This window comes from Geodermatophilus sp. SYSU D00867, assembly GCF_054050315.1.
The window spans coordinates 170,824-185,173 of record NZ_JBJGZC010000004.1; the positions used below are offsets into that span (position 1 = coordinate 170,824).

Annotated in this window: 13 protein-coding genes; 6 read left to right on the top strand and 7 right to left on the bottom strand. The window is 75.6% G+C overall.

Features of this window, described 5'->3' with window-relative positions:
• Positions 1 to 57 precede the first annotated feature (57 nt).
• The 3 genes from ACI8AK_RS05545 (at position 58) to ACI8AK_RS05555 (ending at position 3,139) form a co-directional block, all read left to right on the top strand.
• Positions 58 to 1,167: a trans-sulfuration enzyme family protein gene (locus ACI8AK_RS05545; RefSeq protein WP_456901997.1), complete on the top strand. Its 1,110-nt coding sequence runs from the start codon at positions 58 to 60 to the stop codon at positions 1,165 to 1,167.
• 116 nt (positions 1,168 to 1,283) lie between these two features.
• Positions 1,284 to 2,633, top strand: a complete 1,350-nt coding sequence (gene gdhA, locus ACI8AK_RS05550) for an NADP-specific glutamate dehydrogenase (RefSeq protein ID WP_387985139.1) — start codon at positions 1,284 to 1,286, stop codon at positions 2,631 to 2,633.
• A 110-nt stretch (positions 2,634 to 2,743) separates the two neighbouring features.
• Positions 2,744 to 3,139: a VOC family protein gene (locus tag ACI8AK_RS05555; RefSeq protein ID WP_387985136.1), complete on the top strand. Its 396-nt coding sequence runs from the start codon at positions 2,744 to 2,746 to the stop codon at positions 3,137 to 3,139.
• A 6-nt stretch (positions 3,140 to 3,145) separates the two neighbouring features.
• On the opposite strand, the gene ACI8AK_RS05560 is transcribed toward ACI8AK_RS05555, so the two are convergent.
• The 3 genes from ACI8AK_RS05560 to ACI8AK_RS05570 form a co-directional block, all read right to left on the bottom strand.
• Entirely contained in the window at positions 3,146 to 4,009 is an 864-nt protein-coding gene (locus ACI8AK_RS05560; protein WP_387985133.1) for a PhzF family phenazine biosynthesis protein, read from the bottom strand.
• A gap of 62 nt (positions 4,010 to 4,071) precedes the next feature.
• Positions 4,072 to 6,255: an MMPL family transporter gene (locus ACI8AK_RS05565; protein ID WP_456955410.1), complete on the bottom strand. Its 2,184-nt coding sequence runs from the start codon at positions 6,253 to 6,255 to the stop codon at positions 4,072 to 4,074.
• Positions 6,256 to 6,261: 6 nt separating this feature from the next.
• Positions 6,262 to 6,861 carry a TetR/AcrR family transcriptional regulator gene (locus ACI8AK_RS05570; RefSeq protein WP_387985129.1) on the bottom strand — a complete coding sequence of 200 codons (600 nt, stop codon included), beginning with the start codon at positions 6,859 to 6,861 and terminating at the stop codon, positions 6,262 to 6,264.
• A gap of 133 nt (positions 6,862 to 6,994) precedes the next feature.
• Here ACI8AK_RS05570 and ACI8AK_RS05575 point away from each other — a divergent pair, with 133 nt between their 5' ends.
• From ACI8AK_RS05575 to amaB, 3 genes are all read left to right on the top strand, one after another.
• The gene (locus ACI8AK_RS05575) at positions 6,995 to 7,831 is read left to right on the top strand and encodes an HpcH/HpaI aldolase/citrate lyase family protein (protein WP_387985127.1); all 837 of its coding nucleotides are present in this window, start codon (positions 6,995 to 6,997) and stop codon (positions 7,829 to 7,831) included.
• An 85-nt stretch (positions 7,832 to 7,916) separates the two neighbouring features.
• Positions 7,917 to 9,074 carry an NAD(P)/FAD-dependent oxidoreductase gene (locus ACI8AK_RS05580; protein WP_387985125.1) on the top strand — a complete coding sequence of 386 codons (1,158 nt, stop codon included), beginning with the start codon at positions 7,917 to 7,919 and terminating at the stop codon, positions 9,072 to 9,074.
• 134 nt (positions 9,075 to 9,208) lie between these two features.
• Entirely contained in the window at positions 9,209 to 10,738 is a 1,530-nt protein-coding gene (gene amaB, locus ACI8AK_RS05585; protein ID WP_387985123.1) for an L-piperidine-6-carboxylate dehydrogenase, read from the top strand.
• Between the two features lie 33 nt (positions 10,739 to 10,771).
• On the opposite strand, the gene ACI8AK_RS05590 is transcribed toward amaB, so the two are convergent.
• The 4 genes from ACI8AK_RS05590 to ACI8AK_RS05605 form a co-directional block, all read right to left on the bottom strand.
• Positions 10,772 to 11,464, bottom strand: a complete 693-nt coding sequence (locus ACI8AK_RS05590; protein ID WP_387985121.1) for a hypothetical protein — start codon at positions 11,462 to 11,464, stop codon at positions 10,772 to 10,774.
• A gap of 66 nt (positions 11,465 to 11,530) precedes the next feature.
• Positions 11,531 to 12,412, bottom strand: a complete 882-nt coding sequence (locus ACI8AK_RS05595) for a polysaccharide deacetylase family protein (protein WP_387985119.1) — start codon at positions 12,410 to 12,412, stop codon at positions 11,531 to 11,533.
• A gap of 68 nt (positions 12,413 to 12,480) precedes the next feature.
• A complete protein-coding gene (locus ACI8AK_RS05600) occupies positions 12,481 to 13,467 on the bottom strand; it encodes an asparaginase (RefSeq protein WP_387985117.1) in 987 nt (328 codons plus the stop codon).
• Between the two features lie 101 nt (positions 13,468 to 13,568).
• Complete coding sequence (locus ACI8AK_RS05605; RefSeq protein ID WP_387985114.1) at positions 13,569 to 14,276, bottom strand: class I SAM-dependent methyltransferase; 708 nt, start codon at positions 14,274 to 14,276, stop codon at positions 13,569 to 13,571.
• Positions 14,277 to 14,350 lie beyond the last annotated feature (74 nt).

Here is a 14,350-nt window from a genome sequence, read left to right on the forward strand (position 1 = left end):
ACTCCTCGTACGCTGCTCTCGATAGTGCAACATACTGCATCAGAGGAGGCGGTGTCCGTGGAGCTGCGGGCGGAGACCCGGCTGGCGGTCCTGGGCCGGGGGAGCGGGGCGCCGGGGCAGCCGCTCAACGTCCCGATCGTGCCGGCGTCGAACTTCCGCGCCGCCCCGGCCGGGACGGCGGGGCGGGAGTACTCCCGCGACGACGGCACGCCCGGCTGGGAGGCGTTCGAGGAGCTGATCGGCGACCTCGAGGGCGGCTCCGCGGTGGCCTTCTCCTCCGGGATGGCGGCGATCGCCGCGGTCCTCGAGCTGCTGCCGGTGGGGGCGCGGGTGGTGGTGCCGCGGGACAGCTACACCGGCCTGCGCGCGCTGCTCGCGGACGGCGCGGCGGCCGGCGGGCGCTGGGCGGTGCGCACGGTCGACGCGGCCGACGCCGGCGCGCTCGCCGCCGCGGCCGGCGACGCGGACCTCGTCTGGCTGGAGACGCCGAGCAACCCGCTGCTCCAGGTCGTCGACGTCGCCGCGGTCGCCGCCGCGAGCGGGGCGCTCGTCGCCGTGGACAACACCTTCGCCACCCCGCTGCTGCAGAACCCGCTGCGGCTCGGCGCCGACTTCGCCGTCCACAGCGCGACCAAGGCGATCGGCGGGCACTCCGACCTGCTGCTCGGCGCGGTGGTGTGCCGCCGCCCGGAGGACCGGGCGCGGCTGGCCCGCCGGCGCGAGGTCGCCGGGGCCACGCCGGGCGCGCTGGAGGCGTTCCTCGCGCTGCGCGGTGCCCGCACCCTCGCCGTCCGGCTGCGCCAGGCGCAGGAGTCCGCGGGCGAGCTCGCCCGCCGGCTGGCCGCCCACCCCGCGGTGGAGCGGGTGCGCTACCCGGGCCTGCCCGGCGACCCGCACGCCGCCCTCGCCGCCCGGCAGATGCGCGGGCCGGGCCCGGTGCTCGCCTTCGAGGTGGCCGACGCCACCACCGCGGACGCGGTGTGCGCGCACGTGCGGGTCGTCGCGTCCGCCACCAGCCTCGGCGGGGTGGAGTCCACCGTCGAGCGGCGGGCGAAGCTGCCCGGGCAGGAGCACGTGCCGGCCGGGCTGGTGCGCCTCAGCGTCGGGATCGAGCACGTCGAGGACCTGTGGGCCGACCTCGCCGCCGCGCTGGAGGCCGCCGGGTAGGTCCCGGGTACCGCCCGGCGAGGTGGGTACGTGCGAGGCGGACCCGGACCCGGACCGGGCATCATGACCGCACCGCGGATCCGGAACGGGTCCGGCCGAGGAGTGGAGGGATCCCCGTGGCCGACAGCCTCCCGCCGGTGGTCGAGCGCATCCACGAGGAGGTGCTGCGCCGCAACCCCGCGGAGCCGGAGTTCCACCAGGCGGTCCGCGAGGTGCTCGAGTCGCTCGCCGTGGTGCTCAGCCGGCACGGCGAGTACACCGAGATGAAGACCGTCGAGCGCATCTGCGAGCCCGAGCGGCAGGTCATCTTCCGGGTGCCCTGGCAGGACGACTCGGGCGAGGTCCAGATCAACCGGGGGTTCCGCGTCGAGTTCAACTCGGCCCTGGGTCCCTACAAGGGCGGGCTGCGCTTCCACCCGTCGGTCAACCTCGGGATCGTCAAGTTCCTGGGCTTCGAGCAGGTGTTCAAGAACGCGCTCACCGGCATGCCCATCGGCGGCGGCAAGGGCGGCTCGGACTTCGACCCCAAGGGCCGGTCGGACGCCGAGGTCATGCGCTTCTGCCAGTCGTTCATGACGGAGCTCTACCGGCACCTCGGCGAGTACACCGACGTGCCCGCCGGGGACATCGGCGTGGGCTCCCGGGAGATCGGCTACCTGTTCGGCCAGTACAAGCGGATAACCAACCGCTACGAGTCCGGGGTCATCACCGGCAAGGGCCTGGGCTGGGGCGGCGCGCTGGTCCGCACCGAGGCCACCGGCTACGGGGCGGCCTTCTTCGCCGAGGCGATGATGGAGACGGCCGGGGAGTCGTTCGACGGCCGGCGCGTCACCGTCAGCGGGTCGGGCAACGTCGCCGTCTACGCGATCGAGAAGGTGCACCAGCTCGGCGGCACCGTCGTCGCCTGCTCGGACTCCAGCGGCTACGTCGTCGACGAGAAGGGCATCGACCTCGAGGTCCTCAAGCAGGTCAAGGAGGTCGAGCGGGCCCGGATCGGCGAGTACGCCGAGCGGGTCGGCTCGGCGTCGTTCGTGGCCGGCGGCAGCGTCTGGGACGTGCCCTGCGACGTCGCGATCCCCAGCGCGACGCAGAACGAGCTCGACGGCGACGCCGCCGCCGTCCTCGCCCGCAGCGGCTGCCGCTACGTCGTCGAGGGGGCCAACATGCCGGCCACGCCCGACGCGGTCCGGGTGTTCCGCGAGGCCGGGGTCGCGTTCGCGCCCGGCAAGGCCGCCAACGCCGGGGGAGTGGCCACCTCCGCGCTGGAGATGCAGCAGAACGCCTCGCGAGACCGCTGGACCTTCGAGCACACCGAGGCCCGGCTGGAGGAGATCATGCGCGGCATCCACGAGCGGTGCCACGCCACCGCCGAGGAGTACGGCTCCCCGGGCGACCTGGTCCTCGGCGCGAACGTGGCCGGCTTCCTGCAGGTGGCCGAGGCCGTCCACGCGCACGGCCTGGTCTGAGGCGGCGCGGGAGGGTGACGGCCCGGTCTCCGTTGCCCCCCGGTGCCGGCCGGGTCTAGCGTCCGCGGACGTCAGCACGGGGGACCCGTCCCACCCCTCGGGAGCCGGTCATGCTGGACGACAGCCGCGTCGCGGCGAACATCCCGGCGAGCGACATCGACCGGGCGCGCGCCTTCTACGCCGACAAGCTGGGCCTCACCCCGGTGCGCGAGCTCATGGGTGAGGTCCTGGAGTACGAGACCGCCGGGGGGACCCGCTTCGGCGTCTACCGGACCGACTACGCCGGGCAGGCCGGCCACACCATCGCCCAGTTCCACGTCGACGACGTCGAGGCCCAGGTGAAGGAGCTCAAGTCCCGCGGGGTCGCCTTCGAGACGTACGAGGACATGCCCGGCGTCGAGTGGAGCGGGGAGATCGCCTCGATCCCCGGCATGGGCCGCGCCGCCTGGTTCAAGGACAGCGAGGGCAACGTCCTGTGCATCGACCAGGAGGACGGCCGGGCCTGACGCGGGTCACCCCGGGATCGGGACGGCGGTGCCGCTGACCTCGATGCCGCCGCTCCCGGCCGGCACGTGCACCGACAGCGTGCTCGGCCGCCCCATGTCCGCGCCCTGCAGCACGGTGAGCCGGGCGGGCACCGCCACGTGCCCGCCCTCCCGGAGGTACCCGCCGAGCGCCGCCGCGGCCGCGCCGGTGGCCGGGTCCTCGACGACGCCGCCGGGCGGGAACGGGTTGCGCGCGGAGAAGGTGGTCGCGTCCTGGCGCCACACCAGCGCGACCGTCGTCCAGCCGCGGTCGGCCATCAGCCGGCCGAGCCCGGGCACGTCGTAGTCGAGGACGGCCAGCCGCTCGCGGGAGGCGAGGGCCAGCACCGGGTGCCACGCGCCGGCGTAGGCCACCCGCGGCGGCAGCGCGGGGTCGAGGTCGCCCGGGGTCAGCCGCAGCAGCGCCAGCAGGTCGCGCAGGTCGCCGTCGGTCAGCGGCGCGGTCCGCGGCGGGACGCTGGTGAGCGTCGCCGTCCAGGCGCCGTCGGCGCCGCGCCCGGTCCGCACCGGCACCTCGCCGGCCGCGGTGCGCAGGTGCAGCGTCCCCGCGCCGGCGCGCTCGGCGTGCGCGACGGCGGTGGCGATCGTGGCGTGGCCGCAGAAGCTCACCTCGGCGAGCGGGCTGAAGTACCGGGCGTCCAGGCCGTCGGCGTGGGGGAGCAGGAACGCCGTCTCGGAGAACCCGACGTCGGCGGCGATCGCCAGCATCTCGTCGTCGGTCAGGCCGGTCGCGTCCAGCACGACCCCGGCGGGGTTGCCGCCGGACGGGTCGTCGCTGAACGCGACGTACCGCAGGACGTCGGGACGGTTCACCGGGCTCGTGTCCACCACCCCGCCATGACACCGCACGGCCCGCCTCCCCGGGAGGGGAGACGGGCCGTGGACGTCGTGGATCAGCGCGGGTCGCCGGCCAGCGCCGGCTCGCGCGCGGGTTCGGGGTGCCGCTCCAGCGCGGCGCCCTCGACGTCGAGCACCGGCAGCCAGCGCAGCCAGCGGGGCAGCCACCAGGCGGCCTTCCCGAGCAGCGCCAGTGCGGCGGGCACCAGCACCATCCGGACGACGAACGCGTCGACCAGGATCCCGATGGCCAGCGCGAAGGCGATCGACTTGATCGTCGCCTCGCCGGCCGGGACGAACCCGGCGAACACGCTGAACATGATCAGCGCCGCGGCGACGACGACCGGCGCGGCCTGCCGGAACCCGGTGCGGATCGCCTCCAGCGGCGGGGTGCCGTGGCTGTGCGCCTCGTGCATCCGCGACACCAGGAACACCTGGTAGTCCATCGCCAGGCCGAACAGGATGCCGATGACCAGGATCGGCGTGAGGCTCAGCAGCGGGCCGGTGGTGTCCAGGTTGACCACGTCGGCCAGCCAGCCCCACTGGAACACCGCCACCGTCGCGCCGAGCGAGGCGCCGATGGTCAGCAGGAAGCCCAGGACGCCGACCAGCGGCACCAGCAGCGACCGGAAGACCAGCACGAGCAGCACCAGCGCCAGCCCGACGACGAGCAGCAGGTACTTCGGCAGCGCCTCGTCCAGGCTCTGCGCGACGTCGACGCTGACCGCCGTCGCGCCGGTGACGTGGGCGTCGACGCCGTCGAGGTCGGCCAGCTGTGCGCGCAGGTCGGCGACGAGCTGCTCGGTGGCCTGCGTGGTCGGGCCCGACCCGGGGACCACGGTGAGCAGCGCGGCGGTGTCGTCGGCGTTGGGCACCGGCGGCGCGACCAGCGCGACGTCGTCGAGGCCGCTGACCGCGCCCGCGGCCTGCCCGGCGGCCTCCGCGGCGCGGTCGCCCTCGAACAGGACGGTGATCGGGCCGTTGAAGCCCTCGCCGAAGCCCTCGGCCAGCAGCGCGTCGGCGCGGGCGGCGGAGGTCCCCTCGGCCGGCGTCTGGATGAGCGTGGTCTGCATGGACGCGACCGGGATCGCGATCACGCCGAGGCCCACGATCGCGAGCAGCAGCGAGGCCGTGCGGAACCGGGTGACGGTGCCGACCCAGCCGCCGAGGAAGCCCCGCCCGCGGGCCGGCACGGCGGTCCCGGCGGTCGCCGCGGCGCGGCTCCTGCGCGGCAGCACCCGGTGCCCGAGCAGGGCGAGCACCGCCGGCACCAGCGTGAGCGCCACCAGCACGGCGACGACGATCGTCGCGGCCGCGGCCAGACCCATCTGGGTCAGGAACGGGATGCCGGCGACGAACAGCCCGGCCAGCGCGATGACGACGGTGAGCCCGGCGGTGACCACCGCGGAGCCGGCGGTGCCGACGGCCAGCCCGATGGACCGGTGGACGTCGGCGCCCCGCAGCAGCTCCTGCCGGTGCCGGGTGACGATGAACAGCGTGTAGTCGATGCCGACGGCCAGGCCGAGCATCGCGGCGAGGATCGGCGTGGTCGAGGACAGGTCGACGAAGCCGGTGGCGATGGTGATGCCCAGGACGCCGACGCCCACGCCGACGAGCGCCGTCAGCAGGTTCATGCCGGCCACGGCGAGCGCGCCGTAGGTGACGGCCAGGACGACCAGCGCGACGACGACGCCGAGGACCTCGGCCGGGCCGCCGACGGCCGGCACCTCCTCCAGCGCCTGGCCGGTGACCTCGACGGTCAGCCCGGTGTCGCGGGCGTCGGCGACGGCGTCGCGCAGCGCGTCCTGCTCCTCGGGGGTGACCCCACCGGCCTCGGCGTCGTACGTGACGGTGCTGTAGCCGACCGTCTGCTGCGGGTTGACCGACGGCGCGGCCGGGTCCAGGGGATCGGTCGCGGACACGACGCCGGGCAGCTGCCCCAGCGTGCCGGCCAGCCCGGTGACCGCGGCGGCGTTCTCCGGCGTGGTCAGCGTGGCGCCCTCGGGCGCGGCGACGACGACCCGCGCGGACACGCCGCCGGCCCCCGCGCCGAACTCCTCGCCGATCCGCTCCAGCGCGGTCGTGGACTCCTGGCCGGGGATGGAGAAGCTGGTCGACGTCGGCCCGGAGAGGGTGACCGCGCCGACGCCGCCGGCCACGAGGACCAGCAGCCACACGGCGAGGACGGCGAACCGGTGCCGCGCGGAGGAGGTCCCGAGACGGGACAACAGGACTGCCATGGACGATCAGGCCTCCGCCTGGGTGGGGTGGGAAGGGGTCGCGCGCGGACGGCGGTGGCCGAGCGCGTCGAAGCAGGTCGCGACGACGTACGGCCGCCACGCCGGGGTCAGGTCCGCCTGGCGGGCGGCCAGGGTGAGGACGGCGAGCGCGCCGAGGGCACCGACGACCCGGACGCACCGCTCGGGCTCGGCGGTCTCCGGGTCGACGCCGAAGGCGGCCAGCGCCATCGCGCCGGCCCCCTCGGTGAGGGCCCCCTCGGCGCCGGGCTCGCCCTGCGTGGCCGGCGCCAGGAGCAGCGCGACGACGCCGGGGTGGGCCAGGGCGACGTCGACGAGCACCTCGACGGCGCGGCGGTCCCGCGCCGGGCCCAGCGGCAGGTGTGCCACCTGGTCGAGCACCCGCTTGCCGAGCGTCTCCGCCTGCGCGAGCACGGCCTCGTGCAACGCGTCCTTGCTGGGGTAGTGGTGCAGCAGCCCGGCCTTGGACAGGCCCACGGCGTCGGCGACGTCCTGGACCGACGTCTTGGCGTAGCCACGCCGGGCGAAGAGGGCGGCGGCGCGGTCGAGGATCCCCTCGTCGATCTGCTGCCGGAACGGGCGGGCCACGGTCCCAAGCTACGGCCGACCGACCGATTCGGTCGGGTGACCGCCCGATCCGGTCGGCGTGGGGTCGCTCACAGCATCCCGCTGGGCGGGAGTCGCTCCCGGGTCTCCGCGCGCGCCGGGCGAGGATGACGTCATGACGACACGCAGGAGGGTCGGCCCGGCGGACGCGCGCTCGTGGCTCCTCGTCAACGGCGCCCGCCCGGAACTGTTCGCGGAGCGGTACGCCTCGCGCGCGGACCAGGTGGTGCTCGACATCGAGGACGCCGTCGACCCGGCCCGCAAGGACGAGGCCCGCGCCGGCGTCGTGGACTGGCTGCGGGACGGCGACCGGTCGACCTGGGTGCGGATCAACGACCACTCGACGCCGTTCTGGGAGGACGACGTCGCCGCCCTGGCCGGCCTGCCCGGGCTCGCCGGCGTGATGCTGGCCAAGACCGAGGCCGGCGAGCACGTCACCGAGACCTTCGACCGGCTGGGCGGCTCGACGCCGGTGCTCGCGCTGGTGGAGTCGGCGCTGGGCATCGAGGAGGCGGTGACCATCGCCCGCGCCCGCGGCGCCTTCCGGCTCGCCTTCGGCAGCGGCGACTACCGCCGCGACACCGGCACCAGCGCCGACGAGCTGGCGATGGCCTACCCGCGTTCCCGGCTGGTCGTGGCCAGCCGGATCGGCGGCCTGCCCGGCCCGATCGACGGCCCCACGGTGAGCACCAGCCACCCGGTGCTGCGCGAGCAGTCGGCGGTCACCGTGACCCTCGGCCTCACCGGCAAGCTGTGCCTGGACCCCGAGCAGGCACCGGTGATCAACGAGGTGATCAGCCCCGCGCCGTCGGACGTCGCGTGGGCGCTGGACTTCCTCGCCGACTTCGAGGCCCGCGGCCAAGTCATCCGCGACGGCAGCGACCTGCCCCGGCTCGGCCGGGCGCGCAAGATCCAGCGGCTGGCCGAGACGTTCGGGGTCCGGCCCGCCTGATCGGGCTCCGCGGCGGCCGGGTCGTGGTGCGGGGGGCCGCCAGGGCCCAGGATGGGGCTCCGTCCCGTCCTGAGCAGGAGGTCCCATGACCCGGCAGCTGCCCCGCTCGGCCTCGGTCGTCGTCATCGGCGGCGGGGTCGTCGGGCTGGCCACGGCGTACGAGCTCGCCCTGGCCGGGGTCCAGGACGTCGTCCTGCTCGAGCGGGACGCCCTCGGGTCGGGCTCGACGTGCCGGGCCGCCGGGGGAGTCCGGGCGATGTTCTCCGATCCGGTGAACGTCGCCCTCGGCGCCCGCAGCCTGGAGACCTTCCGCGACTTCCCGGCCCGCTTCGGGCAGGAGATCGACTTCGCCCCGGTCGGCTACCTGTTCCTCCTCGACGACGCCGCGGCCGTCGCGGACTTCGAGGCGGCGGTGGCGCTGCAGAACGACCTCGGTGTGCCCAGCCGGATGGTCGACGTCGCCGAGGCGGTGCGGCTGTCCCCGATGGTCGACCCGGACGGGCTGCTGGCCGCCGCGTGGTCGCCCACCGACGGGCACTGCACGCCCGAGTCGGTCGTGCTCGGCTACGCCTCCGCCGCGCGGCGGGCTGGGGTCACCGTGCTGCCGCACTGCCCGGCGACCGGCATCGACGTCCGCGACGGGCGCGTCGCCGCCGTCGAGACCGCGGCGGGCGCGATCGGGACCGGGGCCGTGGTCTGCGCGGCCGGCCCGTGGTCGGCGCAGGTCGGCGCGTGGGCCGGCGTCGACCTGCCGGTGAGCCCGCTGCGCCGGCAGATCCTGGTCACCGAGCCGGTGCCCGGCCTGGACCCGCACACGCCGTTCACCATCGACTTCGGCACCTCGTTCTACTTCCACCGGGAGGGCGAGGGCCTGCTCCTGGGCATGTCCGATCCCGACGAGACCCCCGGCTTCCGGCTCACCCGCTCCGACGCCTGGTTGCCCCGGCTGGGCGCGGCGATCGAGCGGCGGGCGCCCGCGCTGGCCGGCGTCGGCGTCGCCGGCGGGTGGGCGGGCCTGTACGAGATGACGCCGGACCACAACGCCCTCATCGGCCGCGCCGCCGACGTCGAGGGGTTCCTGTACGCCACCGGCTTCTCCGGCCACGGGTTCCTCATGGGACCGGCGGTCGGGGAGGTGGTGCGTGACCTGTACGTCGGCGCGCAGCCGTTCGTCGACGTCTCCGGGCTGGACGTCCGCCGGTTCGCCGGCGCCGGCGTCCGCCCGGAACTGAACATCGTGTGAGGACCCCTCTGCCCCCACCGCTCGATGAAGGACCCCGTCCCCCTCACCGCTCGCAAGCTCGCGGCGAGCCTCTGGACGGGGCCGCCGGCGGGAGACTGCACGATGGCGACCACACCCACCCTGAGGAGTGCCCTGTGACCACCCTGCCCACCGCCGAGGACCTCGCGCGCCTGGCGGCCGACGCCGCGGGCCGCTGCGGCGTCGACCTCGATGCGATCGCGGGCGACTTCCCGGTGACCTCCCCGGTGAACGGGCAGCGGGTCGCCTCGCTGCGCCGGGACACCGCCGCCGACGTCGCGACCGCCGTCGAGCGCGCGGACGAGGCGTTCCGCACCTGGCGGACGGTCCCGGCGCCGGTGCGCGGCGCGCTGGTCCGCCGGTTCGGCGAGCTGCTGCGCGAGCACAAGGCCGACCTCGCCACGCTGGTCAGCGTCGAGGTCGGGAAGATCACCTCCGAGGCGGCCGGTGAGGTCCAGGAGATGATCGACATCTGCGAGTTCGCCGTCGGCCTCTCGCGGCAGCTCTACGGCCGCACGATCAGCTCCGAGCGCCCCGGCCACCGGCTCATGGAGACCTGGCACCCGCTCGGCGTCGTCGGCGTCATCAGCGCGTTCAACTTCCCCGTCGCCGTCTGGTCGTGGAACACCGCGCTCGCACTGGTCTGCGGCGACCCCGTCGTCTGGAAGCCCTCGGAGCTCGCGCCGCTGTCCGCGCTCGCCTCCGCCGCCCTGCTGGACCGGGCGATCGCGGAGACCGGCGCGCCGGAGGGGCTGAGCCAGGTCGTGCTCGGCGGCGCCGACGTCGGCGAGGCGCTGGTCGAGTCGCCCGGGGTGGCGCTGCTGTCGGCGACCGGGTCGACGCGGATGGGCCGGCTCGTGGGGCCGCGGGTGGCCGACCGCTTCGGCCGGTCGCTGCTCGAGCTCGGCGGCAACAACGCCGCGATCGTCACGCCGTCGGCCGACCTCGACCTCGCCACCCGCGGGATCGTCTTCTCCGCCGCCGGCACCGCCGGGCAGCGCTGCACCACGATGCGCCGGCTCATCGCGCACGTCGACGTCGTCGACGCCCTCACCGAGCGGGTCGCGGCCGCCTACCGCCGGCTGCCGATCGGCTCGCCGCTGGAGCCGGGCACGCTGGTCGGGCCGCTGATCCACGACGCCGCGTTCAAGGCCATGCAGGACGCGCTCGAGGCCGCCCGCCAGCAGGGCGGGGAGGTGCTGGCCGGCGGGGGACGGCGCCTGGCCGACGAGGCGCCGGACGCCTACTACGCCGAGCCCGCGCTGGTCCGGATGCCCGGGCAGACCGACATCGTCCGGCAGGAGACGTTCGCGCCGATCCTCTACGTGCTGCCCTACCGCACGCTGGAGGAGGCGGTGGCGCTCAACAACGACGTCCCGCAGGGGCTGTCGTCGAGCATCTTCACCTCCGACCAGGCCGAGGCCGAGCGCTTCCTCGCCGCCGACGGCTCCGACTGCGGCATCGCCAACGTCAACATCGGCACCTCGGGGGCGGAGATCGGCGGCGCGTTCGGCGGGGAGAAGCACACCGGCGGCGGCCGCGAGTCCGGCTCGGACGCGTGGAAGGGCTACATGCGCCGGGCCACCAACACGATCAACTTCTCCGGTGAGCTGCCGCTCGCGCAGGGGGTGGAGTTCCCCATCTGACGGCGGCGGGGGAGCCCGGGCCGGTCGCCCGGGTCACCCCTCGCCCGCGTGCAGGGCCAGCACCCGACGGCCGAGGGCGTCGAGCGTCAGGGGCGTCCCGTCGACCGCCACCCGGGTGCGGGTCCGCTCGTGCGGTCCGCGACCGGCCAGCCGCAGGGCGAGCAGGGCGGCGAGCGCGGGCACCCGGTCGCGGGGGACCGCGGCGGGGACCCCGGGGAGCCGCGCGGCCGGGCCTCGCCACCCCGCGAGCGTGGCGCTCTCGAGGCCGGCGACCCGGACGGAGCGGCGGAGGGGGTCGGCCAGGAGCAGGTCCAGCACCTCCTCCGGCCGCTCCCGGGCGGTCAGCACGACGGGTGCGCGGGCCCCGGTCACCCGGTGCGGCCAGGCCACGTCGCGGGTGTCCACCGCGCCGGGGACCGCGTCGCCGTGCACCAGCGTCACCGGACGGCGCCCGCCCACCGGCACGTGGGCACCGGCCGCGGGCGGCAGGTCGACCTCGGCGCCCGGATCGGCCGCGGCGGCCTCGACCAGCCGGGTGAGCGTGCCGGCCACGGTGGTCCCGCCGGTGGGACGGGCGACCGTCCACCCGCCGGGCACCGCCCGCACGCGGACGCCGCGGGGAGCGGCGGCCCCGACCACCGCGGCCGCCGCCGACCGCGCCGCGGGGGAGCCGAGGACGGGGGAGGCCCAGTCCTCGGCCGGGCCGGGGCCGCATGCACCGCACACCTGGGGACCTCCGTTCGGCCGGCGGGCGCTCGGCGCCCGCCGGCGGCAGCTGGGGGGAGCCGGCCGTCAGTCCCGGCGGGGACGGCGCGCCGCGAAGTCGTCGGCGATCTGGTCGAAGGTCGTCCAGCGGACGCCCTCGTGGGCGTTGACGTGCTCGATGAGCCGCTCGAGCATGAGGAGCACCTGCGGCCGGCCGGACACGTCGGGGTGCACGGTGAAGGTGACCACCGCGTAGTCCATCTCCCGGTGGACCCAGTCGAACTGGTCCTGCCACATCTCGCCGAGGTGGCGGGGGCTGACGAAGCCGTGGCTGTTGGGGCTGGCCTTGATGAACATCATCGGCGGCAGGTCGTCGAGGTACCAGTTCGCCGGAATCTCGATCAGGTCGGTCTCCCGGCCCCGGACCAGCGGCTTCATCCAGGTGTCGGCCGGCCGGGAGTAGTCGATCTTCGTCCAGCTGTCGCCGACCCGGACGTAGTAGGGCTCGAAGTCCCGGTGCATGAGCGAGTGGTCGTACTTGATGCCGCGCTCGAGCAGCAGCTCGTTGGTGACGGGGGAGAACTCCCACCACGGGGCGACGTAGCCGGTGGGACGGCGGCCGGCGCGCTCCTCGATCAGCTCGATGCAGCGGTCGAGCACCGCGGACTCCTGCTCGCGGCTCATGGCGATGGGGTTCTCGTGGCTGTAGCCGTGGACGCCGATCTCGTGCCCGGCCGCCACGCAGGCGTCGAACTGCTCCGGGAACGTCTCGATGGAGTGGCCCGGCCAGAACCACGTGCTCGGCATCCCGTTGCGACGGAAGAGCTCGAGCATGCGAGGGACGCCGACCTCTCCGGCGAAGATGCCGCGCGAGATGTCGTCCGGCGAGTCCTCTCCGCCGTAGGACCCCAGCCAGCCGCCCACCGCGTCGACGTCGACGCCGAAGGCGCAGAGGATCTCCTTGGGCATGCACCTCTCCTCTCGGGTTCCCCGGACCGCGACCTGCAGCCGGGGTCGTTCCTGCCGGCCGGTGCCGGTCAGCCGGCGGTCCGGGCCCGCCACCCGGCGCGGACGGCATCCGGGTCCCGGTCCAGCCCCAGCAGGACGGCCAGCAGCACCCGCGCCTGGGAGGGCCGCAGCAGGCCGGCGGGGAGGGCGCCGGCGGCGAGCAGGTCGGTGCCGCCACCGTTCCCGTAGAGGGCGGCGACCGGGCCGGCCGCCACCCGCGTCGAGGTGACGACGACGACGCCGGCGTCGGTGAGCTCCCGGACGGCCCGGCAGACGACGGGGTTGGCGTTGCCGGCGCCCGTCGCCTCCAGGACGATCCCGCGGGCGCCGGCCGCCGCGAACGCGTGCAGCGCGGTGGCGTCGGCGTCGGGGTGGCAGGCGACGACGTCGACGCGGACACCGGACAGGTCGACGCGGGCGAGGTCGAGGGGAGCGGAGCGGCGGGCCGAGCGCTCGAGGAGGAGGGCGCCGTCCCGGACCCAGCCCAGCGGACCCGCGTCCGGCGCGGTGAAGGTGTCGGCCGCCAGCGTGTGGCCCTTGCGCGTGCCCCGTGCCGGGAACACGTGCCCGCCGAAGGCGATCAGGACGCCCTGGTCCCGGGCGGCCGGGCTCGCGGCGACGGTGGCCGCGTCGGCGAGGTTGCGCGGCCCGTCGCTGTCGGGGGCGTCCGCCGGCCGCTGGGCGCCGGTGAGCACGACCGGCCGGGGATCGCCGTGGACGAGGTCGAGGAGGAAGGCGGTCTCCTCGGTGGTGTCCGTGCCGTGCGTGACGACGACCCCGTCGACCTCCGGGTCGGCCAGCTCGCCGGCCACCGCGGACGCGACGGCGTGCACGCGCTCGAGCGTCATCAGGTAGCTACCGACCCGCAGCACGTCCCGGACCCTCAGGCGGACGCCGAGGTCCCCGGCCAGCCGGGCGACGAGGTCGGCCCCGCCGTCCTGCGCCGTCGACACCCCGCTCGCGTCGGCGCGGGTCGCGATCGTGCCGCCGGTCGCGAGCACCGTCACCAGGGACATGGGGAGACCTCCCGGACGCAGGTGTCGGGGACCGGGACGGGGTGCGCTGACGCCGCGTTCCGTGCGCCGGGACGCGGCGTCGGCGCACACGCTCCCGGCCGCTAGACCGCCGTGGCGGTGACGAACGTGCAGACGCCGTCGCCGGAGGTGGCCCGCTGCCGGATGCCGAGCAGCCGCAGCACCGCCATCTCCACGCGGTAGGCCAGCCGCATGGGCCCGGTGTAGAGGGTGTCGCCGGCGGTGGTGACCTCGATCCGGTCGAACCCGGCCAGCCGCACGTGCTCGGTGAGCATCCAGTCCGGCAGCAGCGTGATGTGGCCGGGGGAGTGGTAGTGGCTGGGGCCGAAGATGTAGGGCGCCCCGCGCAGCAGGGTCAGCAGCCGCGAGTGGGGGTGCGTGACGTTGGGGGTGCTCACCAGCAGCCGGCCGCCGGGGCGCAGCAGGGCCCGGATCGAGCGCAGCACCTGCCGCGGGTTCTCCACGTGCTCCAGCGTCTCCACGCACACCACCAGGTCGAACGGGCCGCGGGTCTCGTCGGTCCAGTCCGGGTCGTCGAGGTCGAGCCGGGCGATCCACTCGTGCGGCGGGTCGAGGTCGGTGGGGACGACGTCGACCCCGGCGTCGCGCAGCCGCAGCGCCAGCGCGCCGCAGCCGGAGCCGACCTCGAGCACCCGCCCGCCGTCGGGGAGCAGCGTCCGGACCAGGCTCGCGGCGTACTCGTGCACGCCGGGGGCCGCGTGGATGCCGTGCCCCTGGTAGGTGCGGACGGCGGCCGTGCGGCGGCCGTCGCGGTGCTGGACGTCGGTCACCCGTCCACCCTGGCATCCCCACGCCCGTCGCGCAGACGTCACGCCGGGCACCACGGTGTGTCATCGACGAGCCA

Bases quoted from the DNA above. Each gene is read 5' to 3' on its own strand.
- ACI8AK_RS05575 (WP_387985127.1), top strand. From the start codon at position 6,995: ATGACGACACGCAGGAGGGTCGGCCCGGCGGACGCGCGCTCGTGGCTC.
- ACI8AK_RS05580 (WP_387985125.1), top strand. From the start codon at position 7,917: ATGACCCGGCAGCTGCCCCGCTCGGCCTCGGTCGTCGTCATCGGCGGC.
- ACI8AK_RS05555 (WP_387985136.1), top strand. From the start codon at position 2,744: ATGCTGGACGACAGCCGCGTCGCGGCGAACATCCCGGCGAGCGACATC.
- ACI8AK_RS05565 (WP_456955410.1), bottom strand. From the start codon at position 6,255: ATGGCAGTCCTGTTGTCCCGTCTCGGGACCTCCTCCGCGCGGCACCGG.
- ACI8AK_RS05600 (WP_387985117.1), bottom strand. From the start codon at position 13,467: ATGTCCCTGGTGACGGTGCTCGCGACCGGCGGCACGATCGCGACCCGC.
- ACI8AK_RS05595 (WP_387985119.1), bottom strand. From the start codon at position 12,412: ATGCCCAAGGAGATCCTCTGCGCCTTCGGCGTCGACGTCGACGCGGTG.